The organism is Sphingobium sp. AP50 (assembly GCF_900109095.1).
In the GTDB taxonomy this organism is placed as follows: domain Bacteria; phylum Pseudomonadota; class Alphaproteobacteria; order Sphingomonadales; family Sphingomonadaceae; genus Sphingobium.
The window spans coordinates 255751-277774 of record NZ_FNYZ01000001.1; the positions used below are offsets into that span (position 1 = coordinate 255751).

The 22024-nt window shown below is 63.1% G+C and carries 25 protein-coding genes; 16 read left to right on the forward strand and 9 right to left on the reverse strand.

The window, feature by feature from the left end; all coding sequences use genetic code 11:
- The first annotated feature begins 148 nt into the window (after window positions 1-148).
- The 4 genes from secY to BMY84_RS01320 all read left to right on the forward strand — a co-directional run bounded on the left by secY (window position 149) and on the right by BMY84_RS01320 (window position 3977).
- On the forward strand, window positions 149-1513 hold the full coding sequence (secY, locus tag BMY84_RS01305; RefSeq protein ID WP_093020399.1) for a preprotein translocase subunit SecY: 1365 nt from the start codon (window positions 149-151) through the stop codon (window positions 1511-1513).
- A 50-nt stretch (window positions 1514-1563) separates the two neighbouring features.
- Window positions 1564-2220 (forward strand): adenylate kinase, encoded by a 657-nt coding sequence (locus BMY84_RS01310; protein WP_093079651.1) that lies wholly within the window; start codon window positions 1564-1566, stop codon window positions 2218-2220.
- A gap of 36 nt (window positions 2221-2256) precedes the next feature.
- Window positions 2257-2793, forward strand: a complete 537-nt coding sequence (locus BMY84_RS01315; protein ID WP_093079653.1) for an SRPBCC family protein — start codon at window positions 2257-2259, stop codon at window positions 2791-2793.
- Between the two features lie 140 nt (window positions 2794-2933).
- Entirely contained in the window at window positions 2934-3977 is a 1044-nt protein-coding gene (locus BMY84_RS01320) for an acyltransferase family protein (RefSeq protein WP_093079656.1), read from the forward strand.
- A 52-nt stretch (window positions 3978-4029) separates the two neighbouring features.
- On the opposite strand, the gene BMY84_RS01325 is transcribed toward BMY84_RS01320, so the two are convergent.
- Window positions 4030-4842 carry a CsgG/HfaB family protein gene (locus tag BMY84_RS01325; RefSeq protein WP_093079660.1) on the reverse strand — a complete coding sequence of 271 codons (813 nt, stop codon included), beginning with the start codon at window positions 4840-4842 and terminating at the stop codon, window positions 4030-4032.
- 152 nt (window positions 4843-4994) lie between these two features.
- Here BMY84_RS01325 and lepA point away from each other — a divergent pair, with 152 nt between their 5' ends.
- The 4 genes from lepA (at window position 4995) to BMY84_RS01345 (ending at window position 8648) form a co-directional block, all read left to right on the forward strand.
- Complete coding sequence (lepA, locus tag BMY84_RS01330) at window positions 4995-6803, forward strand: translation elongation factor 4 (protein WP_093079663.1); 1809 nt, start codon at window positions 4995-4997, stop codon at window positions 6801-6803.
- A 4-nt stretch (window positions 6804-6807) separates the two neighbouring features.
- Window positions 6808-7320 (forward strand): hypothetical protein, encoded by a 513-nt coding sequence (locus tag BMY84_RS01335; RefSeq protein WP_256214996.1) that lies wholly within the window; start codon window positions 6808-6810, stop codon window positions 7318-7320.
- Between the two features lie 213 nt (window positions 7321-7533).
- A complete protein-coding gene (locus BMY84_RS01340) occupies window positions 7534-7833 on the forward strand; it encodes a hypothetical protein (RefSeq protein WP_093079666.1) in 300 nt (99 codons plus the stop codon).
- 104 nt (window positions 7834-7937) lie between these two features.
- On the forward strand, window positions 7938-8648 hold the full coding sequence (locus tag BMY84_RS01345) for a hypothetical protein (protein ID WP_093079668.1): 711 nt from the start codon (window positions 7938-7940) through the stop codon (window positions 8646-8648).
- Window positions 8649-8660: 12 nt separating this feature from the next.
- Here BMY84_RS01345 and BMY84_RS01350 read toward each other — a convergent pair whose 3' ends face one another.
- Complete coding sequence (locus tag BMY84_RS01350; protein ID WP_093079671.1) at window positions 8661-9209, reverse strand: nuclease; 549 nt, start codon at window positions 9207-9209, stop codon at window positions 8661-8663.
- Window positions 9210-9333: 124 nt separating this feature from the next.
- On the opposite strand from BMY84_RS01350, the gene BMY84_RS01355 reads away from it, so the two are divergent.
- The gene (locus tag BMY84_RS01355) at window positions 9334-9720 is read left to right on the forward strand and encodes a PH domain-containing protein (RefSeq protein ID WP_093079673.1); all 387 of its coding nucleotides are present in this window, start codon (window positions 9334-9336) and stop codon (window positions 9718-9720) included.
- Window positions 9721-9965: 245 nt separating this feature from the next.
- Window positions 9966-10667 (forward strand): hypothetical protein, encoded by a 702-nt coding sequence (locus tag BMY84_RS01360; RefSeq protein WP_093079676.1) that lies wholly within the window; start codon window positions 9966-9968, stop codon window positions 10665-10667.
- A gap of 143 nt (window positions 10668-10810) precedes the next feature.
- Here BMY84_RS01360 and BMY84_RS01365 read toward each other — a convergent pair whose 3' ends face one another.
- Window positions 10811-11557, reverse strand: coding sequence for a glutaminyl-peptide cyclotransferase (locus tag BMY84_RS01365; protein ID WP_093079678.1), 747 nt, complete (start codon window positions 11555-11557; stop codon window positions 10811-10813).
- Window positions 11554-12291 (reverse strand): CAF17-like 4Fe-4S cluster assembly/insertion protein YgfZ, encoded by a 738-nt coding sequence (locus BMY84_RS01370; RefSeq protein ID WP_093079681.1) that lies wholly within the window; start codon window positions 12289-12291, stop codon window positions 11554-11556. Before BMY84_RS01370 ends, BMY84_RS01365 begins: the two co-directional genes overlap by 4 nt.
- A gap of 66 nt (window positions 12292-12357) precedes the next feature.
- On the opposite strand from BMY84_RS01370, the gene BMY84_RS01375 reads away from it, so the two are divergent.
- Entirely contained in the window at window positions 12358-13689 is a 1332-nt protein-coding gene (locus BMY84_RS01375; protein ID WP_093079683.1) for a dihydroorotase, read from the forward strand.
- A gap of 7 nt (window positions 13690-13696) precedes the next feature.
- Here the strand turns inward: BMY84_RS01375 and BMY84_RS01380 are convergent, their stop codons facing one another.
- From BMY84_RS01380 to BMY84_RS01395, 4 genes are read right to left on the reverse strand one after another with little or no spacing between them, the layout of a single operon-like run.
- Window positions 13697-14608, reverse strand: a complete 912-nt coding sequence (locus BMY84_RS01380; protein WP_093079686.1) for a CmcJ/NvfI family oxidoreductase — start codon at window positions 14606-14608, stop codon at window positions 13697-13699.
- Window positions 14608-16044 carry an aldehyde dehydrogenase family protein gene (locus tag BMY84_RS01385; RefSeq protein WP_093079689.1) on the reverse strand — a complete coding sequence of 479 codons (1437 nt, stop codon included), beginning with the start codon at window positions 16042-16044 and terminating at the stop codon, window positions 14608-14610. The genes BMY84_RS01380 and BMY84_RS01385 overlap by 1 nt, the downstream gene beginning before the upstream one ends.
- 11 nt (window positions 16045-16055) lie before the next feature.
- Window positions 16056-16877: a glutathione S-transferase family protein gene (locus tag BMY84_RS01390; RefSeq protein ID WP_256214998.1), complete on the reverse strand. Its 822-nt coding sequence runs from the start codon at window positions 16875-16877 to the stop codon at window positions 16056-16058.
- Window positions 16878-16880: 3 nt separating this feature from the next.
- Complete coding sequence (locus BMY84_RS01395; protein WP_256214999.1) at window positions 16881-17645, reverse strand: glutathione S-transferase family protein; 765 nt, start codon at window positions 17643-17645, stop codon at window positions 16881-16883.
- Window positions 17646-17846: 201 nt separating this feature from the next.
- On the opposite strand from BMY84_RS01395, the gene BMY84_RS01400 reads away from it, so the two are divergent.
- The 4 genes from BMY84_RS01400 to BMY84_RS01415 all read left to right on the forward strand — a co-directional run bounded on the left by BMY84_RS01400 (window position 17847) and on the right by BMY84_RS01415 (window position 20047).
- Window positions 17847-18515, forward strand: a complete 669-nt coding sequence (locus BMY84_RS01400) for a glutathione S-transferase family protein (RefSeq protein ID WP_093079691.1) — start codon at window positions 17847-17849, stop codon at window positions 18513-18515.
- Entirely contained in the window at window positions 18512-18931 is a 420-nt protein-coding gene (locus BMY84_RS01405; protein ID WP_093079694.1) for an acyl-CoA thioesterase, read from the forward strand. The genes BMY84_RS01400 and BMY84_RS01405 overlap by 4 nt, the downstream gene beginning before the upstream one ends.
- A gap of 142 nt (window positions 18932-19073) precedes the next feature.
- Window positions 19074-19745 carry a DUF4197 domain-containing protein gene (locus tag BMY84_RS01410; RefSeq protein ID WP_093079696.1) on the forward strand — a complete coding sequence of 224 codons (672 nt, stop codon included), beginning with the start codon at window positions 19074-19076 and terminating at the stop codon, window positions 19743-19745.
- 38 nt (window positions 19746-19783) lie between these two features.
- Complete coding sequence (locus BMY84_RS01415) at window positions 19784-20047, forward strand: hypothetical protein (RefSeq protein ID WP_093018419.1); 264 nt, start codon at window positions 19784-19786, stop codon at window positions 20045-20047.
- A 140-nt stretch (window positions 20048-20187) separates the two neighbouring features.
- Here BMY84_RS01415 and BMY84_RS01420 read toward each other — a convergent pair whose 3' ends face one another.
- The gene (locus tag BMY84_RS01420) at window positions 20188-21024 is read right to left on the reverse strand and encodes a helix-turn-helix transcriptional regulator (RefSeq protein WP_093079699.1); all 837 of its coding nucleotides are present in this window, start codon (window positions 21022-21024) and stop codon (window positions 20188-20190) included.
- 119 nt (window positions 21025-21143) lie between these two features.
- On the opposite strand from BMY84_RS01420, the gene BMY84_RS01425 reads away from it, so the two are divergent.
- Window positions 21144-22019 carry a BKACE family enzyme gene (locus tag BMY84_RS01425; RefSeq protein WP_093079701.1) on the forward strand — a complete coding sequence of 292 codons (876 nt, stop codon included), beginning with the start codon at window positions 21144-21146 and terminating at the stop codon, window positions 22017-22019.
- Window positions 22020-22024: the final 5 nt, after the last annotated feature.

The following is a 22024-nucleotide window of genomic DNA, read 5'->3' on the forward strand; positions in this document are numbered from 1 at the left end:
GGTTGGCGGGGTCATGTGCATCGGGGGACGCTATTTTGTCGCATAAGTGACAAATCCCGGTTCGACAGCGCCCCACAGCCCCGTTAAGGGGATTCCCGATTCCGGCCCATATTGTATCCGGGCACGAGTGATTTGAAGGGCAGCCACCATGGCATCGAGAGCCGACCAGCTCGCATCCAATCTCAGCCTCGCAAAGTTCAGCCAGGCGACCGACCTCAAGAAGCGCCTGTGGTTCACGCTGGGGGCGCTGATCGTCTTCCGCTTCCTGAGCTTCGTGCCGCTGCCCGGCGTCGATCCGACTGCCCTGTCGCAGCTTTACAGCCAGACCAATGGCGGCATCCTCGACATCTTCAACACCTTCTCGGGTGGGTCGCTGTCGCGCATGAGCCTGATCGCGCTGGGCGTGATGCCTTATATCACGGCGTCGATCGTGGTGCAGCTTGGCGCCTCCCTCTCGCCGCAGCTTGCGGCGATCAAGAAGGAAGGCGAAAGCGGCCGCAAGAAGCTGAACCAATATACCCGCTATGGCACCGTCGGCCTGACCGCCGTGCAGGGCTATTTCATCGCTGTCGGCCTGGAGGGCTTTGGCGCCCAGTCGGGCGTGCAGGCGGTGATCGAGCCAGGCCTGCTGTTCCGCCTGACCGCCGTCGTCTCGCTGATCGGCGGCACGATGTTCCTGATGTGGCTGGGTGAACAGATCACCTCGCGCGGCATTGGTAACGGCACCTCGCTGATCATCATGGCGGGCATCGTCGCCCAGCTTCCCGTGACGCTCAGCAACCTGTTCAAGTCGGGCAGCGAAGGGTCGATTTCCGGCCTGCTGATCTTCGTGATCGTGGTGGCCCTGATGGGGCTGGTGCTGCTGATCTGCTATATGGAGCGGGCGCAGCGCCGGGTGCTGATCCAATATCCCAAGCGCCAGACGCGCCAGGGCCTGATGCAGGCCGACCGCAGCCATCTCCCGCTGAAGGTCAACACCGCCGGCGTCATCCCGCCGATCTTCGCCTCGTCGCTGCTGCTGATGCCGCTGACCATTTCGCAGTTCGCGGGCCAGACCGTTGCCGGGGAAAGCAAGTGGGGCGACTTCGTTCTCTCGCTCAACCAGTATCTGGCCCATGGCACGCCGCTCTATATGGCGCTCTATGGTCTGGGCATCGTCTTCTTCTGCTTCTTCTACACCGCAGTCGTGTTCAATCCGGAAGAGACGGCCGACAATCTGAAGCGCAATGGCGGCTTCATTCCGGGCATCCGTCCGGGCAAGAACACCGAAAATTATCTGGACTATGTGCTGACGCGCATCACCGTCATCGGCGCGGCCTATCTGGCCTTCATCTGCCTTGTGCCGGAATTCGCGATCGCACGGGCGGGCATTCCCTTCTACCTTGGTGGGACTAGCCTGTTGATCGTGGTCAATGTTACGGTGGACACCGTGACCCAGATTCAGAGCCATCTGCTCGCCCATCAATATGGCGATCTGATCAAGAAGGCGAAGCTCAAGGGTCGCATGCGCTGAGGGGCGTTTCGGCACTTTAATCAGCGCACGAACAGGGGAGAATGCGCGCAATGAATATCATTCTGCTTGGCCCTCCGGGGGCCGGCAAGGGCACCCAGGCGACTCGGCTGGTTGACGATCGTGGCATGGTGCAGCTGTCGACAGGGGACATGCTGCGCGCGGCGGTGAAGGCGGGAACGCCGGTAGGACTTCAGGCCAAGGCGCTGATGGAATCGGGTGCGCTGGTTCCGGACGAAGTCGTGTCGGGCATCATCGGCGAAGCGCTCGATGCGCTGTCGCCCGATACCGGCGTGATCTTCGATGGCTATCCGCGGACGGAGGCGCAGGCCCATTCGCTCGACACGATCCTGAGCGACCGCAGCCGCACGCTCGACCATGTGATCGAACTGGAAGTGGACGAAGACGCGCTGGTCGAGCGCATCACCGGCCGCTTCACCTGCGCCACCTGTGGTGCGGGCTATCATGACAGCTTCAAGCAGCCCAAGGTCGAGGGCGAGTGCGACAAGTGCCATGGGCATGAGTTCAAGCGCCGTCCGGACGATAATGAGGAAACCGTGCGTACCCGCATGGCCGAATATCGCGCCAAGACCGCGCCGATCCTGCCGATTTACGAAGCGCGCGGCATCGTCTCGCGGGTGGACGGCATGGCTGACATGAATGACGTGACCGTCGCGATCGCTGCGATCTTGGACGGCGGCGCGGCCTGAGCTATCCTGCTTCCCTGCATGGCAGGGGAGGCAGATATGCGGATTATAGGGTTACTGGCATGGGCTGGTGCGGCGATGGCCGCGCCGGCCCATGCTGCTGTTACGGGCAGCAGCGCGATCGGCTTTGCGACCGAAAGCAGCGTGGAAATCGCGGCCGATGCGGCGGACGTCTATGCTCTGCTGATAACGCCGGGCCGCTGGTGGAGCGACGCGCATAGCTATAGCGGCGATTCGGCCAATATGACGATCGATCCCCGCGCAGGCGGATGCTTCTGCGAGACGATCCCGTCGAAGGACGGCGCCTCCGGTACGATCGAACATGCCCGCATCCTCTATGCCATGCCGGGTCAGAGGCTGCGTTTCTCAGGCGGCTTCGGCCCGTTGCAGAGCGAAGGCGTGGCCGGAACGCTGGATATCGCCATCACCCCCGCGGGGAAGGGCGTCAAAGTGACGATGGCCTATGTGGTCGGCGGCTATCTGCGCGCCGGCCCGGACAAGATCGCGCCGCTGGTCGATCAGGTTCTGGGCGAGCAACTGGTCGGCCTCAAGCGCGCGGCCGAGTCGGCGCAATGAGGCGGACAGGGCGGTCTGGCTGACGGAAAAGCGGTGCTGACGGCGTTTCGGTACCGAAACCGGCAAAGAAACCGGTGAATCGTGCGTAGGTTAACTACGATCTTAACGGATTCGTTGCTGCGCTGTTGCTATAAGGCTGCATGATGGGAACGCCGCTTCATCATGGCCGCTTGACGGAACTGGACGCGCTGCGCGGTGTCGGGGCGCTGTGCGTGCTGCTGTTCCATTATTCGACGCGCTTCCACGAACTCTTCCCGCAAGCCGCGCATGTGCCGTTCAGCTTCATCGGCGGCAATTATCGCGTGCTGCTGTTCTTCACCATTTCCGGCTTCGCGATCTTCTTCACGCTGGACCGTATCCGCACCGTGGCCGATTTCGTGGTGAACCGGTTCGCCCGTCTCTATCCGGCCTATCTGGTCGCGATGCTGCTGACCCTGTCGATCGAATATCTGGCGCAGGCGACGCAATTGCTGATCGGGCCGGTCGCGATTCTGGCGAACTTCACCATGTTGCAGGGCTTCGCCTTCCTGCCGGAGGTGGACGGCGCCTATTGGACGCTGACGGTCGAGATCGCCTTTTATTTCTGCATGATCGCGATCTGGAAATTCATCGGCCTCCGCCGGTTGGAACCGGTGCTGGCGGTCTGGTTGCTGCTACGCTGGCTCTACTGGTTCTGGCCCGATATGCCCGAACGGCTGATCATGCTGCTGGTGCTGCGCTATACGCCCTTCTTCGTAATCGGCATGCTCGCCTATCGGCTGTGGAAGGGGCAGCGTAGCCTGAAGCAGCAGGCGCCCTATGCGCTGCTGGCGCTGGCGTCGATCGCGACCATGGAGACATGGGACGTGACGGTGATGGGCTGCGTGCTGGTCGCCCTCTATGTCGCGCTGATCCATGGCTATCTGCGCTTCATCAGCATCCGGCCGCTCGTCTGGCTCGGCGGGATCAGCTACAGCTTCTATCTGATCCACCAGCATGTCGGCTTCGTCATCATGCTGGAATGCGCCAAGGCGGGCTACAGCCCGTGGATCGGCTTTGCCACGGCCTTTACCGTCGCGCTGACGCTGGGAACGACCATCCATTATCTGGTCGAACGGCCAGTAGGGGAGGCGATACTGCGCTGGTGGAAACGGCGTCGCGAAGGCCGCGCTCCTCTCGACAAGGCTGCTGCCAGCCGGACATGAAAAAGGCGCGCCAGCAATGGCCGGCGCGCCTCTTCCTCACATCGCGATGCGCTTACTGCGCGACGGGCGCTGCCGCTGCCGCATTGGTGGGCAGGCCGCCCAACTGGGTCACCAGCTTGGTATAGGCGTCCAGATAGGCGAGCACGATCACCTGGCCGATTTCGGTATTCTGGTAGCCACCACCACCAGCCGCCGCAAAGCCGCCCCACCAGCCGGCCCCGCCGCCACCGCCAAAGCCGATGTCGGTCTTGCGCGCATAGCCTTCGGTCAGCGCCTCTTCCTCGGTCGTGCGGGCGTTGACGATCGACAGGGTGACATTGGCTTCCTTCTTCTTGATGTTCAGGCCACCGGCGATCGCGCCGAAAGTGCCGCCCAGCATGCCGCCCAGCGCGCCGCCAATGCCGCCGCCGCCGCTGTTGCGGTTGGACGAAACGATATCGGGCTCCAGATAATAGTCGGCCGTCTTGACCTGACCCTTACCCAGATTCGATCCCGCCTGAAGTTCACCGGAATCCGCCATGGCGCGTTCCATCGCGCGGCTCTGCATGGAGCGGCCACGATTGACGATGGTGAAACAGCCGGATTGCTGGATGAAGACCTTCAAAATGGCTTCCGGGCTGCCTAGATTCAGTTCACGCCACCATTGATTGTCGGGTTCGACGATCGCGACCGTGCCGATGCGGCGGGTGCAGTGGGGGATTTCCTGTGTTGCGCGCTCCTGCGAGCGGCGGCCGGAGGAGGCGCCCTTGGTGGTGCCATCCTTGTACGTCTTGCCCGACGAACTCGTGCTCGTCTGTGCACTTGCAGCCAGTGGCGTTGCGATCAGCGCTACCGACGCGGCGAGCGCGGGAACCGTCTTCAACATGCCCCAATTCCTCTGATGTGGTTGATATGATAGCATTTTGTTTATGATGCGACCCACAAAGGACGGGACGGCATAGCATAGCGTCCTGGCCTTGCCTACATGGCGTGCGGTGACTTGCTGACAGCGCGAAGAATCGCTGCTATCGGGCGCCGATGACCGATCTCAGCCATATCCGTAATTTCTCCATCATCGCGCATATCGACCATGGCAAGTCCACGCTGGCCGACCGGCTGATCCAGCGGACGGGCGGCCTGACCGACCGTGAGATGAGCGCACAAGTGCTCGATAATATGGATATCGAGAAAGAGCGCGGCATCACCATCAAGGCGCAGACCGTGCGCCTCGACTATACCGCCAAAGACGGCCAGACCTATGAGCTGAACCTCATGGACACGCCGGGCCATGTCGACTTCGCCTATGAAGTGTCGCGTTCGCTCGCAGCCTGCGAAGGCGCGTTGCTGGTGGTGGACGCCGCCCAGGGCGTGGAAGCGCAGACGCTGGCGAACGTCTATCAGTCGATCGAACATGATCATGAGATCGTGCCGGTCCTGAACAAAATCGACCTGCCCGCCGCCGAGCCGGAAAAGGTGCGCAAGGAAATCGAGGATGTGATCGGCCTCGATGCGTCGGAAGCGGTGCTGGCCAGCGCCAAGTCCGGCATCGGCATCGACGATATCCTGGAAGCCGTGGTCAAGAAGATCCCGCCGCCCAAAGGCGACCGCAACGCCCCGCTGGAAGCGATGCTGGTCGATAGCTGGTATGACCCCTATCTGGGCGTCGTCATTCTGGTGCGCGTCGTCAACGGCGTCATCAAGAAGGGGCAGGCGATCAAGTTCATGATCGGCGGCACCGAACATCTGATCGACCGCGTCGGTTGCATGCGACCCAAGATCGAAGCGCTGCCCGAACTGGCGGCCGGTGAAATCGGCTTCATCACCGCGCAGATCAAGGAAATCGCCCAGACCCGCGTCGGCGATACCATCACCACGGTGAAGAATGGTGCGACGACGCCGCTGCCGGGCTTCAAGGAAGTGCAGCCGGTGGTGTTCTGCGGCCTGTTCCCGGTCGACGCCAACGACTTCGACAAGCTGCGCGATTCGATTTCGAAGCTGCGCCTGAACGACGCCAGCTTCTCCTTCGAGATGGAGAGCAGCGCGGCACTGGGCTTCGGCTTCCGTTGCGGCTTCCTGGGCCTCCTCCATCTGGAGATCATTCAGGAGCGTCTGACCCGCGAATATGATCTGGACCTGATCACCACCGCGCCGTCGGTGGTGTACAAGATTCAGCTCACCTATGGCGCGGGTGAAATCGAACTGCACAACCCGGCCGACATGCCCGACCCCACCAAGATCGACGAGATCGAGGAGCCGTGGATCGAGGCGATCATCTACTGCCCCGATGAATATCTCGGCTCCATCCTGAAGCTGTGCCAGGACCGGCGCGGTATCCAGAAGAACCTGACCTATGTCGGCGGTCGCGCGCAGGTGACCTATGAACTGCCGCTCAACGAAGTGGTGTTCGATTTCTACGATCGCCTGAAGTCGATCAGCCGCGGCTATGCCAGCTTCGACTATCATCAGATCGGCTATCGCGAGGGTGACCTCGTCAAGATGAGCATCATGGTCAATAGCGAGCCGGTCGATGCGCTGAGCATGATCGTCCATCGTGGCACCGCCGAATCGCGCGGACGCGGCATGTGCGAGCGGCTGAAGGACCTGATCCCCCGCCATCTGTTCAAGATTCCGATTCAGGCGGCGATCGGCGGCAAGGTGATCGCGCGCGAAACCATCGCCGCGATGCGCAAGGACGTGACCGCCAAATGCTATGGCGGCGACATCAGCCGCAAGAAGAAACTGCTCGACAAGCAGAAGGAAGGCAAGAAGCGTATGCGCGAATATGGCAGCGTCCAGATTCCGCAGGAAGCCTTCATCGCCGCGCTGCGGATGGGCGACGAGAACTGATCCGATGAGCGGCCGCTGCGCACCGATTGCGGGGCAGGTCGCAAGGATCGAGCGGGCCGCCGCCTTCCTGGCCAACGGCATGTCGCTTTGCTCCTGCCCGGATGCGGCAGGGCGGCGACGCAGCGCCATGCCCGCCAAGCTGATCGGCAACGGGCTACGCGAACTGGACCTGTTCCTGACCGACCTTATCGTGGAGGCCGGGCGCATCGACCGGCTTGGCATGGCGGCAGGGCGCGACCCCGGCATCCATCCGGGCCGCCGCATCTATAGCGCGGCAGAAGCCTGGCGGCGCACCGGGCCACGATTGGGGCTGGCCGCCGAAGCGCGTGGCCGCCTGCGCCAGATGCGCGCGGGACAGAATCGGCAATGTTTCGGACAAGTACGGGGCGATGACGCCGAAATTCTCATGCAACAGGCCTGCGCCGATTATGCCCGCCTCGCCGGGGATGTTCTGGTGGCATTACGGGGGCGGATGACGGCCGATCCGGCCCGCGCGAACGACGGGCGGTTGCGATAGCGCGACGAATGATCGCCAACCGCTTTTCTGCGCAGCTAAGGTTCATGAAAGGCAAAAAACGTCTGTTTTCCGTGGGTTGTGGATAGCCGAATCAGGCTGAAAACCGCTCCGTCGGTTCACCTGACAGGATGCACAGCCGGTCAGAATCGCATTGTCGAATGCATCCGCCGTGCGCTTCACGCGTTACGCTTTTGTAACGGTAAGGAGATTTTGATGCCCCTCATGAGCAAGATTGTCCCGCTCTCTGCGATCCTGATCGGGTCGCTCGGCTTGCAGGGCTGCGCCACCAAGGGTTTCGTGCGCGAACAGGTCGCGACCGTGAACCAGCGCGTCGACGCGCTCGATTCCAGGTTGCAGGCGACGGACGGCACCGCGAAGCAGGCGCTGGCGGAAGCGCAGTCGGCATCCGGCCAGGCTCAGAATAACGGCCAGCGCATCGATCAACTCAACGCCCGCGTCGACGGCGTCGAGCAGCGGTTGCAGGAAGCGCAGAAGAAGCGCGCCCGCAATTGATCCGGCAGGGCGGCGCAAGCTGACCGACCACACGGCCTTTCGGGCCGGCGCTTCCCCTTGGCGCCGGCCCGATTTTTTGCCCTCTCTTTCGAGTGTCCCTCTAGATGATCCCCATTTTGCTGGCGCTGGCCAGTGTCGCCCCGCATGTCGCCGTCGCCGCGTCCCACGGCGCGAAGAAACCGGTCGCTGCTGCTGCCAAGAAAAAGGTGAAGAGCGCGCCCAAAAAACCGGCGCAGAAAATTCCTGATCCACAGGCTTCCGTCGATGCCACCCGCATGATCGACTGGATCGCTTCCTCCCGCAACAATGCCGGCTATCCCTATGCCATCGTCGACAAGAAGGCGGCGGCCATCTTCCTGTTCGATGCGAAGGGCAAGGCGCTGGGGTCGGCGCCGGTGCTGATCGGCATCGCGACTGGCGATGATGCGACGCCGGGCATCGGCAGCAAAAATCTGGCTGAGATCGGCCCGGCGGAAAAGACGACGCCGGCTGGGCGCTTCCTCGCGAAATTCGGCTGGGCGGCGGGCAAGCAAAGAATATTGTGGGTCGATTATGCGACCTCGGTCGCCCTGCACACGATCCCGCCGGGCAATCCCAAGGAACGCAGGGTCGAACGGATGCTCTCGCCCACCAGCGATGATAATCGCATCACCTTTGGCTGCATCAACCTGCCCAGGGCCTTTTACGGGGCGAAGGTGCGCCCGATCTTCCAGAAGAAGGGCGGCTATGTCTATGTGATGCCCGACACCAAATCGCTGGAAGAGGTTTTCCCGCCTATTCGCGTGCAACCCTTCCTCAACGCTTCGGCATCCTGAATCGGCGGCGGATCAGGCGCTGCACCAGTCGACAGGCTGGGAGGACGACTCTTTTGCCTGCCCTTTCAGGATCATCAGCGTTCCCAGCGACACGCCATCGCGCATCAGCAGGCGTGCGTCCGGATCGCTGTCGGCAGGGTCGGGCCGGGCATCGAAGCTGCCGCCATTCATCATCGCGGCGAGCGTGGCGCGGGACCGGCGAGCAAGGTCGGCCTCCCGCGCGCAGCGGGCGCCGGTCAGGCTGGGCACGCTGATTCCGGTCAGATGATAAAGATGACCCCGCCAGGCATAGCTGTCGGCGGTCAGGACGCAGGCCTGTCCCTTCGGATCGTCGCATAGCGCGAACTGGTCCGCGATCATCGTTGGCCCATCCTGCGCGCTGGCGCTCCCCGGAGAGGGCAGAACCGTCCTGATCAGCATCGCCCCCAGAGCCGCCACGACCAGAGCTGCCAATATCATGCCTGCGGGCACGACGCGGGCGGATTTCTCCTGCCTGTCATTCAGCCAGCTATTGTCCCGGTCGGGGTTGCGATCCCCCACATCATATAGGCTGCGTGCCATTATTTGCCCCCGAAAGTCGGGCCTTTCATGACAAACTATCGCGAATTTTCCGTTAATCTGGATCAGCTATGGCTGCCTTGACGCTGGCCGGGCGGCGTGATCAAAGACCGGTGAAGGAGGCCGCATGAGCGAAACCTGGCTGTATGACGAGCACCCCGCGATGTTCCGCGCGCATCCCCTGTTGTTCATCCTGCTGCTGGTGTCGGTCGTCGGCATCCTCGCGATCGGGATCTGGTGGGTGATGCACAAGGGCGAGCGGCTGGCGCTGAGCGAGCGCGAGGTGCTGATGGAGCGGGGGCTGCTGTCCAAGCAGCGGACCGAGATAGCGCTCACCTCCATCCGGTCGGTGCGGATCACCCAGAGTCTGGGCCAGCGGATGTTCGGCGTGGGCCATGTCGAACTGTTCAGCGCCGGCGACATTGCCGAAATCGCGATCAAGAATATGCCGCGTCCCGACCGCATCCGGGCGATTGCGGCGGCCCGCAATCTCGACCTGCTGCCGCAGCGATAGGACGTGCAGCCGAGCGAAGAGTCATCGTCTTCGCTATCAGTTTTAAAAAACAACGGCCTGAGTCGGTGTTTTTGCTGCATTTTTTCGCGCTCATTGTAAGACAATTGCGCCAGCCCCTTGACTTGGGCCGATTTATTTCAACGATAGAGTAACCAAGGGGGCCGGCCGAGCAACCATCGCTAGAGGACGCCATGTCAGGAACGACCGTCCACAAAGGTGTGGACGGCGCGCGAAGGGGTGTCGCCATGGTTGGCTTGCGAGTGATGCCGTCTCTGCCGGATTTGACGGCCGAGAAGCGGGCGGAAATCCGTCAGGCTTGTGGCTTTGCCTGTGTGCGCTGCGGCGTCACGATTTACCGCTATCTGGGGCTGCCCGACGGGCCGGGGGCGACGCTGCTATGCCCGACCTGCCATGGACTGGTCGAGGAAGGCCGGCTGACCGCGACGCAGGTCCACAGTTTCCACGCCAATCCGGTGGTGCGCCAGCGGCATTTCGCCCGTGACCGCCTGCCCTTTTCGGCGGAATTGCCGCAACTGATCGTCGGCGGATCGCGACTGCTGCGCGACACGCCGATCCCGATCACGCTGGAAGGCGAACCGATCCTGATGTTCGCGCCGCCCCGGCGGACCAATGGCGCGACCCGCATCAGCGTGCGCCTGGGCGCGCCGGATGGCGAAGCGATGCAGGTGATCGACGGCAATGAATGGAAGCCCAGCGACGGCGGCTGGCACTTCCTGCTGCGCGGCGATCGCTATTCGATGATGGCCGCGCGCGGGGATGGCCTGTGCGTGCTGCGGATCGTGGCGCGCAATCGCATCGCGGTCGAACATCTGCGCACCACAATCAAGGGCCGCCGGCTGGAAATCACACCCGACTGGCTGGAGATTGACGGCAAACGCTATGTCGATCGCATCGGCAGCGGCACGCTGATCGGGCTGGAGCTTTGACAGGAATTCACTCTGCCCATGAACCGTTCGTGCTGAGTAGGGTCTGAGCTTGTCGAAGACCCGTATCGAAGCACCGATCCTTCGATACGCCATTTCGACAAGCTCAATGGCTACTCAGGACGAACGGGTTAACGCATCTCACTCTAACCGCCGACCTTGATCTCGAACAGTTTCGACCAGTTCTTGCCGGTGATGAAGACACGGTCGGCCTTCGCATCATAGGCGATGCCGTTGGCCACCGCTTCGCTGTCGGTTGCCCCGGCCGCCTTACGCAGGGCGGCGACGTCGATCCAGTCGATGATCGTGCCGGTCGCGGGATCGATCCGGGCGATCTTCGTATCATACCAGATATTGGCCCAGATCTCGCCCTTCACATATTCCAGTTCGTTGAGCCGATCGACCGGCCGACCGTTCCAGCGGACGGTGATGCGGCGCTCCTCGGCCAGACTGTCGGGGTCGAGGAAGCGGATTTGCGCGGTACCGTCGCTCATGATCAGGCTGTGCCCGTCCTGCGTCATGCCCCAGCCCTCGCCATCATAGCGAAAACCCGAAACCGGCGTAAAATCCGCTAGCTTCCAGACGAAGCCCTGCCCGTGGCGCCAGGTCAGGCTGACCAGCCGGTCCTTCCAGTTGACGATGCCCTCGCCGAAATAGGGGCGTTCGATGACGCGGCGTTGCAGCACCTTGCCAGTCCGCAGCGCGACCTTGCGGATTTCCGACTGGCCCTCCAGCCCGGTGCTCTCATAAAGCGCGCCGTCGAGATAGAAGAGCCCCTCGGTAAAGGCGGACGTGTCGTGCGGATAGCTGCGCACCAGTTTCCACGGCGTGTCGGCCTGCGCCGGCGAAATAAGGACGAGCGCGCTGACAAGCGCGAGAGCAAGACGCTTCATTCCGCCGCCTGGCTTTCGATCGCGGCGGCCAGCCAGCCGGGCAGGGTGGCGGGATCGATGCTTTCGACCCGGCGCAGTTCGATCGACAGGCCGACATCTTCCAGTGCAGCGCGCTGGCGTTTCTCATCGGCGGCCGCCAGCGGCACGGCGACCAGACGGCGGCTCACCTTGTTGCGGTAATGCATGCGCGCAGTATTCTCCTGGCCGACATAGCAGCCCTTGTCATAATCGACGCCGTTCAGCTCTTCCGCATTGGTTTCGAGCCACAATATCTGGTCCTGCCCCAGTTCGGCCACCCCTTCGAAAATGCCAAGCGACAGCCGATGGGCACGAAGGGGCGCGGACGCATCCCCCTCACCGGCCGGCGCGATCCAGCGATGGCCAAGCGCGGGCAGGCGTGGATCATGCGGCTGGTCGGCCGCATCCAGCGACCAGTGCACCGCCAGCGATTCGTCGCGCGCGATCACCACCTTGCGGCGCAGGCGATACAGGGTCAGGCGCTTGGCCAGCATATCCGCCTGCTCAGCCTCGCAATCGATCAGCACATCGTCGCCGTCGCTCCACAGGATGAAGTCGAACAGCGCCTTGCCCTGCGGCGTCAGCAGCCCCGTCCAGCGCGGTTCGCCTTGCGCCAGCTTCACCACGTCGCGGGTCAGCAGGCCCTGAAGGAAGGGGCGGGCTTCCTCGCCCGAAATTCGTAAGAGCGCGCGGTTGCGCAGGGTGGTGCCGGTCATCGGCTTTAGGTAGGACACTCCCGCACAACATCCAAGCCGTCCCGGCCGAGAAGAGAGTCGAAAGCCATGACCCAGACCTATGACCTGATCCTCAAGAACGGCACCGTCCATACGCCGGGCGGCGCGGAGAGCGTGGATGTGGGCGTGCGCGACGGCAAGATCGTAGCGATCGGCACCAGTCTGGGCGATGCTGGCGAAGTGATCGACTGCGCCGGGCTGGACGTGCTGCCCGGCTGCATCGACAGTCAGGTCCATTTCCGCGAGCCGGGTCTGGAATATAAGGAAGATCTCGAATCGGGCAGCCGCGCGGCGGTGCTGGGCGGCGTCACCGCCGTCTTCGAAATGCCCAACACCAATCCCAATACCGACACCGCCGACCGGGTGCATGACAAGCTGAAGCGCGCGCATCATCGCATGTGGTGCGACCATGCCTTCTATGTCGGCGCGACGGCGGAAAATGCCGAGCAACTCAAGGAACTGGAGCGCATTCCCGGCACGTCGGGGGTGAAAATCTTCATGGGCGCCTCGACCGGCAGCCTGCTGGTGGATGATGACAATGCGCTGGCCCGCGTGCTGGCAAGCGGCACCCGCCGCGTCGCCATCCATGCCGAGGATGAGACGCGCATGAACGCGCGCAAGGATTATCGCGTGGAGGGCGACCCGTCCTCCCACCCGGTCTGGCGCGACGATGAAAGCGCGCTGATCGCGACCAAGCGCATCATCGCGCTCGCCCGCAAGGCGCGCCGCCGCATCCATATCCTGCACATCACCACGCCGGCCGAACTGGACTATATCGGCCAGAACAAGGATATCGCCACCTGCGAAGTGACGCCCCAGCATCTGACGCTGGCGGGCGAAGATGCCTATCCGCGCCTTGGCACCTATGCGCAGATGAACCCGCCGATCCGGTCGGGCGCGCATCGCGACGGGCTGTGGCATTTCCTCAATCAGGGCGTGCCTGACGTGCTGGGCAGCGACCATGCACCCCACACGATCGAGGAAAAGGCGAAGGCCTATCCCGCCTCGCCCAGCGGCATGCCCGGCGTGCAGACTTTGGTGCCGCTGCTGCTCAACCATGTGGCGGAAGGGCGGCTGACGCTACGCCGCTTCATCGAACTGACCAGCTCCGGGCCGCAGCGCGTGTTCGGCCTGACCGGCAAGGGGCGGATCGCGCTCGGCTATGACGCCGACTTCACCGTGGTCGACCTCAAGAAGCGCTGGACCGTGGGCAGCGAATGGCTCGCCTCGCGCTGCAACTGGTCGCCCTTCGAAGGCATGGACCTGACCGGCAAGGCGATCGGCACCATCATCCGCGGTCACCGCGTGATGTGGGAAGACACGCTCGCCAATGCCGCAGTGGGCGAACCGGTGCGTTTCGAAGCGACGCAGTTCGCCTGACGCCTGTTTACTCGAAGAAAGCGACGGCGCGGACCTCGATACTGGATCGGGTCCGCGTGTCGGGCAGGCTGCTGTCGTGGAAAGCGGTATGCGGACAGCGCCATGTCACATCATGGTCGCTGTCCTGAAATTTGAACAGCAGCACATCGTCCGCCGCCATGTTCGAAAAATACCACCAGCGATGCCGGTCGCGATGGCGGAAGATGGAGGCGGCGATCATCTGATCCTCGCCATCGACCGGCACGGTCAGCGCCTCGCCGGTCGGCAATTCGTCCACCACGAACAAAGTGTTGGACGTCGCTTCCTCATCCGACACGGTGCGCCCGTCGCACACCGCCAGCGGCCAGTCCTGCGGGCCGGGTGAGAAGGTTCGCCAGAAACTGAAGCAGACAGACCGTCTATAGCCCGGACCATCGGGGAAAGCGGCGGCATAGGCCCGCTCGGCCGCGCGCCGTCCGGTAATCTCATTATAATCGACATGTGCTTCGCCGGCCGGCGGCTGGATGCCGCCTTCATGGCGATAATTTTCCACCTTCTCCTGCGCCCGCGCGGTCAGGTCGGCCGAGGTGCGGATCATCCACCCGCCCGCCGACACGCAGGAGGCGCCGGTCAGCGCCTGTATCGCCGCCTCGCATTCGCGCAGATAGAGGCGATCGACCTCTTCCTTGTCGAAGAAATCGCGGATCGCGCTGCGATGTCGACCCAGCATGAAGCCATGGGTGTCGAATTCGAAATGATCGCGGATCGGCATCCCGTCGCGCACCATCATGCGATGGTCGCTATAGGTGCCGGTGTTGATTTCCACCCCTTGCGACACATAGCGCCGCGTGACGAAATCGCCCTCGTCCAGATAGCGGATCAGCGCGGGTGCCTGCCGCGCGCTGTCCTCAATATCCTCGGTTCTGGCCAGCGTCGCCATCACGCCACCTCTTCGGGCAGCGCGCCGATCACCGACTTGACCTCCAGAAACTCTTCCAGCCCGAACTTGCCGAATTCCCGGCCATTGCCCGATTGCTTGTAGCCGCCAAAGGGCATGTCGAAGGCAAGCCCGCCCGCATTCACGAACACCGCGCCCGCCCGAATCCGGCTGACGAATTTGCGGGCACGGGCCGGGTCGCCGGCAACATAGGCGCCCAGACCATAGGGGGTGTCATTGGCGATGCGGATCGCATCCTCGTCATCCTCATAGGGCATCAGGACCAACACGGGACCGAAAATCTCTTCCTTCGCGATCGTCATGTCCGGCGTCACATTGGCGAAGACGGTCGGCTGCACATAGCTGCCGGCTTCCAGCCCCTCGGGCCGCCCGGTGCCGCCGGTGATCAGCGTGGCGCCTTCGTCGATGCCGGTCTGGATCAGGCCCTGAATCCGGTCCCATTGCCGCTGGCTGACGACCGGGCCGATATGATCGCCCTCCGCCTGCGGATCGCCGACCTTCTTGGCGGCGAACAGCGCGCCGACCTTCTGTGCCGCTTCGTCATGTTGCGACCGGTGGACCAGCATGCGGGTAGGGGCCACGCAACTCTGGCCGCTATTGAGCAGCACGCCGCCCACGCCGCCCGGCAGCGCCACGTCCAGCGGCGTCCCTTCCAGGATGATGTTGGGCGACTTGCCGCCCAGTTCCTGTGCGACACGCTTCACCGTATCGGCGGCATTTTTCGCCACCATGATGCCCGCGCGGGTCGATCCGGTGAAGCTCACCATGTCGATATCGGGATGTTTCGCGAGCGCGGTGCCCACGCCTTCGCCATCGCCTTGCACCAGATTGAAGACGCCGGCCGGCACGCCCGCCGCCTCCAGTATTTCGGCGAAGATCGCGGCGCAGCTTGGCGCCTCTTCGGATGGCTTCAGGATCATGGTGCAACCCGCCGCCAGCGCCGGGCCAACCTTGGCCACGATCTGGTTCATCGGCCAGTTCCACGGCGTGATCAGCGCCACCACGCCGATCGGCTCGCGCACCACGCGATTGTCGCCGATCTTCTCGCTGAATTCGTAATTTTTGAGCGCCGCCAGCGCCTGCCCCAGATGGCCAAGGCCCGATCCCGCCTGCGCCGTCTGGGCGATGGAGATGGGACAGCCCATTTCGGTCGCGATGGCGCGGGCGATATCGGGCACGCGCTTCTGATATTCAGCGATGATGCGTTCCAGCAGCGCGACGCGCTCCTCCCGGCCGGTCAGCGAAAATGTCTCGAACGCGCGGCGGGCGGCGATCACGGCTGCGTCCACATCGGCGGCCGTGCCCAATATCAGGTCGGCGGCGCTCTGGTCGGTGGCGGGATTGATGACGGCGATGGTACGACCGCCCTGGCTGTCGACCCACTGGCCATCGATATAATGCTGGAGCGTATTGGGCATGATGAATGTCCTTATGCGGGAAGAAGGCCGAGTTCGGCGTCGGTGGCGGGCGTGCCCCATTTGTCGCGCGGCGGCAGGGGGCGGCTGTCCCAGGGCGGATCGAGCGTGAAGCTGGAGATGGTGCGGCCTTCGGGCAGGCGTCCGTTGCCGCCACCCTGGCTATAATCATAATAAAGCGTCATCAGTTCGCGATGGCCGTGATGTCGCTGCGCCACCGGATGGGCCAGACAGGCATCGCGCCAGCGCAGCAGCCGGGTCAGATGCTGCGGGATCTGATAGGCTTCATAATAATCGAGGAACCACAGCCGCTTGAACATCGGCGTGAAGGCGACCTCCGCCCAGCCGAACCGGTCGAACAGAAAATCCCCGTCCGGCGCATAATGGCGCAGAAATTCGTCCAGCCGCGCATATTGGGCGTCGATCTCGGCCTTGTGCTCATCGCGCTTCGCCGGGTCGCGGTTCAGGATCATGCGATATCCTGCCCCGGTATATTGCCCGTCGGTCGCGCACAGCATCGCCTCGACCGCATGTTCATAGGGGTCTTGCCGCGCCACCGGCGGATCGGGAAAGCGATCCTCGAAATAGCGCATGATGACCATGCTTTCCTTCAGCGTCTCGCCATTTTCCAGTTCCAGCGCGGGCAGCGAAGTGGTCCCGCGCGTCTTGGCGAGCAGCCAGTCGGGCCGGGGTTGCGATATGTCGATCTCATGATCGGCCATGATGCCGTGCAGCCCCTTCAGATCGAGCAGCAGCTCGATCCGCTCCGAAAAAGGGCAACCGGGGATATGATACATGCGCAATTGCCCGGCGGGCGGTTCGTCCTGCCAGCCCATGGATCAGGCCGCCGTCGCGGTGGGGCGGGCTGGCATTTCGCTCTTTGATTTGGCGAACATGGCCTGCGTGGCCGGCCGGGCATTGATCCGCTCGATCCAGGCGACCAGATGCGGCGTCATGTCCTTGTTGACGATGTCGGCATAGCCAAACTGCATCCCGTTCGCGATCGCGAAGTTGCAGATATCGGCCAGCGTATAGTCCTCGCCCGCCAGCCACAGGCTTTGCGACAGGCGCTGCTCCAGCCGGTCGATCGATACGCGGATCTTGCGCATTTCCTCGTCCAGCACCGCCTGCGGGAATCCGGCGCGGGCGCTGCGCCATTTGGCCTGCTGCTCCGGGACCGGGATATGCTTCAGCTTCTCCTCGAATTCGGCGTCGGACAATTTGCGCGCCATCGGGCCGATCATCCGTTCCCAGCCGATCGTCGACACGCACCAGCAGAAATATTCGTCCACCCATTTGGTCCAGACGCGCATCTCCGCAATCTGCACCGGATCGGCCGGGCGCAGGCGCGGCGCATCCGGGAAGGCATCTTCCAGATATTCGCAGATCACGGTCGATTCGGTGATGATATGCCCGTCATGGTCCAGCGCGGGCACTTGCCCCCGCGGATTGATCGCCTTGAACCAGTCCTCATGATGTTCGAACCGGGTCGGGTCGACGAAGCGGGGGGTGAATTCCAGCCCCTTTTCATACAAAGCCAGCAGGGGTTTCAACGAATTGGCGGCCGGACCGAAGCTGTAGAGCGTCAACATGCGCTGGTTCATCCTCACCTTGTGGTTATGGCGTCTTTGGCGCCTTCGAGTGGGAAAGTGGCTGGCGTTCCGGCGGGTCGCAAGGCCTCTGTCGATACTATCAGCGCCACTACCCGGCACCTTAACCTGTCAGTTTCAATGATAGCGCCGCCACTCGTCTTGCAGCGGCGGCAAGCCTTTGCTCTGCATGGGGAAAGACATTTGGAGAGGAAGATGCTGGAACTGCTGACGTCGGAAACACCCAATGGCTGGAAAGTCGCGATCCTGCTGGAGGAACTGGGTGTGCCCTATCAGGTGACGCCGATATCGCTGACCGACCGGGTGCAGAAGCAGGACTGGTATGTCGCGCTCAATCCCAATGGCCGCATCCCGACGCTGGTCGATCATGATGCAGGCGACTTTGCCATCTTCGAATCCGGCGCGATCCTGCTCTATCTGGCGGAGAAGTTCGGGCGGTTCATCCCCACGGAAGCGCAGGATCGCAGCCGGGTGATCCAATGGGTGATGTGGCAGATGTCCGGCCTTGGCCCGATGATGGGGCAGGCGACCGTCTTCACCCGCTATTTCGACGAAAAATTGCCTTCGGTGATCGATCGCTATGTCCGCGAAAGCCAGCGCCTGTTCGGCGTCATGGACGCGCGCCTTGCCGATAATGATTATCTGGTCGGCGATTATTCGATCGCCGATATCGCCTGCTTCCCCTGGATACGCGGCCATGACTGGGCCGGTGTGGACATGGGCGGCTTTCCCCACCTTCAGCGCTGGTTCGAAAGAATTTCAGCGCGGCCCGCGGTGCAGCGCGGGCTCCTTATCCCCACGCCGCCAACGCCCGAAGAGATGGCGGAAAAGACCACCAAGCAAGGAAAGACCATTCTCGCGTGAGCGCCTTCCTCCAGCGGATCGTCCGCATCGAATGGGGGCATTGCGACCCCGCCGGCATCGTCCATGCGCCCCGCTATTTCGACATTTTCGGCGAAAGCACGATGCTGTTGTTCGAACAGGCCGGCCTGCCCAAGAAGCGGCAGATGCTGGCGACCATGCCCTTTGCCGGCTTCCCCATGGTCGATGTGTCGGCCCGCTTCTTCATCCCCACCGCCTATGGTGACGATGTGCTGGTGGAGGCGGATGCGCCGTCCTTCGGCAATAGCAGCTTCACCGTCGCCCATCGCCTGTCGCTGGATGGCAAGCTGTGCGTGGAATGCACCGAAAAACGGGTCTGGACCGTGCCGGATGCCAGCCGCCCAGGCGGACTGCGGGCGGAACGGGTGCCGGATTCGGTCCGGATCCTGTTCGCTTGAACTTTCGTCATTGCGAGCGGAGCGAAGCAATCCACCGGCGTACCCATGGATTGCTTCGCTCCGCTCGCAATGACGGGATGGCGTTCACCGTCCGGCAAGCCTCGCCGCGCCATAGCATCCCCGGTAAAAAGGGAGATGCGTCATGGAACACTCATTCGGCCTTTCCGACCGGCGCAGCCTGATCGCGACGCTGGCGCTGCTGCCGCTGGCGGCCTGCGCCACGCCGATGGGCCGCTATACGGTGGAGGATGCGGTGCGCCGCCTGCTCGAACTGTCGAGCCAGCGCGCCTTTGCCCGGCTGACCGAACCGGGCGGTTTCTACGACGACCAGTTGACCCGCATCGTCCCTCCCGATCTGGGCGGCGGGAAGGGAGGCGCCGTGCTCGCCGCCCTGCTGCGCACCAACACCGTGCGTAATCAGGTGTCGCGCGCGCTCAATGATGTGGCGGTCGATCTGGCCGACAATGCGACGCCGGTGGTGATGGATGCGGTGCATCGGATGACTCTGGTCGATGCGGTGTCGGTGCTGCGCGGCGGCCCGACGGCGGCGACCGATCTGCTGGCGCGCGAAGCCCGCGGCTCCGTGGTCGAGGCGCTGCTGCCCGGCGCGTCGCGCGCGCTGCGATCGGACCTGTTCGACATGTTGTCGGTCGCGCTGGCGGCGGCCGGGAACAAGGATATCGTCGCGATGGCGGACAATGTGTCGGGCCAGATAGGCGATGCGATCTTCCATGCAATCGGCCGGGAAGAAGCGGAAATCCGCCGCGATCCCGCCGCCACGCGCGACCCGATCCTGATGGCACTCCTTCGATAAGTCTTGATTTCCATGGCGCGGCATGGTGTCCCCGCGCCATGGAACAGAAATATCCCGGTGTCGCCGGCATCCCCTGGGAACAGCCCGCGACCATGATCGACCTGGACGGTAAGCCGCCGCTGATCGGCACGATTCGCGACTGCGCCGTCCATTTCGGCCTCTACAAGGACCATGCAAAGGCACAGGCTCGCGTCCTGCTGACCCAGCCGGTCCATCGCGAAGGCCGCAAGACCCGCACCTGGCTGCTGGAACCCGAAGAGATCGGCGCACTGGCCGAACGGCTGAAGCGCGAGACGAATTAATCCCCAAATTCCGTTCGTGCTGAGTAGGGGGCTGAGCGAAGTCGAAGCCCCGTATCGAAGCATCCTGCACCGCGCTGATCCTTCGATACGCCACTTCGGCAGGCTCAGTGGCTACTCAGGACGAACGGTCTGAAGAAAATTCAGGCCAGCGCCGGCGCCTCCGCATCGGCCACCAGCCGGGCGAGGCGCGCGGCGCTGACATCGTCCAGCGGCGCGAACAGCAACAGCCGCTGGCCCGGTGCCTCCTCGATCGCATAGCTGGTGTGGCGGAACATGATTTCGCCCACGCCCGGCATGTCGGCGATATTCGTATCCTCGAAATGGGCCATGATCTCCGAATCCTGCCAGTATCGCTGGAAGAATTCGGACTGTTCCATCATGTCCGCGATGATGCCTTCGAACACGTCGGGCTGGGCGGTGCGGCTATAATCCCATTTGAACCGCGCGATCAGCCGTCGGCACATATCCTGAAACTTGTCCGGATCGGCGCGATAGCGCGGATGCAGCATCAGGATGCGGAACAGATTGCGCTCCTCGCGCGGCAACAGGCTGTAATCGCGAAAGGCCTGCCCCACGAATCGGTTCCAGCCGATCACCGTCCAGTCCTCCACGATCACCAGCGCGGGGAAGGACAGCGCGTCCATCAGATGCTGGGTGCCGGCATGAATCGTCTCGTCCGCGCGGCGGGCCAGTGGCGGCGGCCGGTGCTGGGCCAGCGCAAACAGAAATTCCCGCTCATTGGGGCTGAGGCGCAGGGTGCGGCTCAACCGCTCCAGCATCGGCGCGGACAATTGCACTTCCCGGCCCTGTTCGAACCAGGTGTACCAGGTCACGCTCATCCCCGCGAGCGTCGCCACTTCCTCCCGCCGCAGGCCGCGCGTGCGGCGACGCTCGCCCGCCGGCAGCCCGACTTCGGACGGCGCCAGCTTCGCGCGTGCGGCTTTCAGAAACCGCGTCAATTCTTCCCTTTGTGCCATGCCTTATCCAGTTACTCGCAATAATGGGACATCCACCGGCCTTCTTGCGGGCCATCTCCTCTGCAAGACCTTCTGGTCTGCGGTCGGCAGCATAGCCGAGATGACACAGGAGAGCGATATTGGCTGGCAAGCTATTTGTGACATGCGCGGTGACGGGAAGTTCGCCCATGCCGTCACACCCCAATTTCCCCTTCCGCCCCAATCATGTCGCGGCGGAAGCACTGGCAGCGGCGGAAGCCGGAGCGTCGATCATCCATCTGCATGTCCGCGACCGGGAAACAGGCGCGCCGTCACAGGCGCTGGAAGATTATCGCGAGGTTGTCGGCCTCATTCGCGCAAAGAATAGCGAAGTCATATTGAACGTGACCACCGGGCCGGGCTGCACCTGGATGCAGGGCGATGAAGACCCGGCGGTCTGCGGTCCCGGCACCTTGATGTTCACGGCCGAACGGCGGCTGGAACATATTCTCGACCTCAAGCCCGACATGTGCACGCTCGACATCTGCACCATGCAACTCTGGGGCGGGGTGGCGATCAATCTGGACCCGATGATCACGAAAATGGGCCATATGATTCAGGATGCCGGGGTGCTGCCGGAAATCGAATGTTTCGAGGCGGGCGATTTCGTCTTCGCCGACGATCTGATGGCCAAGGGCGCGATTCCCAGAAATGTGCCCTTCACCTTCGTTCTGGGCACCAAATATGGCTTGCCCGCCACGCCGGAGGCGATGCTCTATGCAAAGAACCAGATTCCGCGCGGCGCCCAATTTACCGGTTTCGGCGTCAGCCGCCATAGCTTCCCCATGGCGGCGCAATCGGCGCTGCTGGGCGGGCATATCCGGGTGGGCTTTGAAGATACCATCTATCTGCGGCGTGGCCGTCTGGCGGCGGATAATGCGGAACTGGTGCGCTGGGGCGTCGACATCATTGAAAAGATCGGCGGCGACCTGGCAAGTGCGGGCGAAACACGGGCCATGCTGGGCCTGAAGCAATAAGGGAG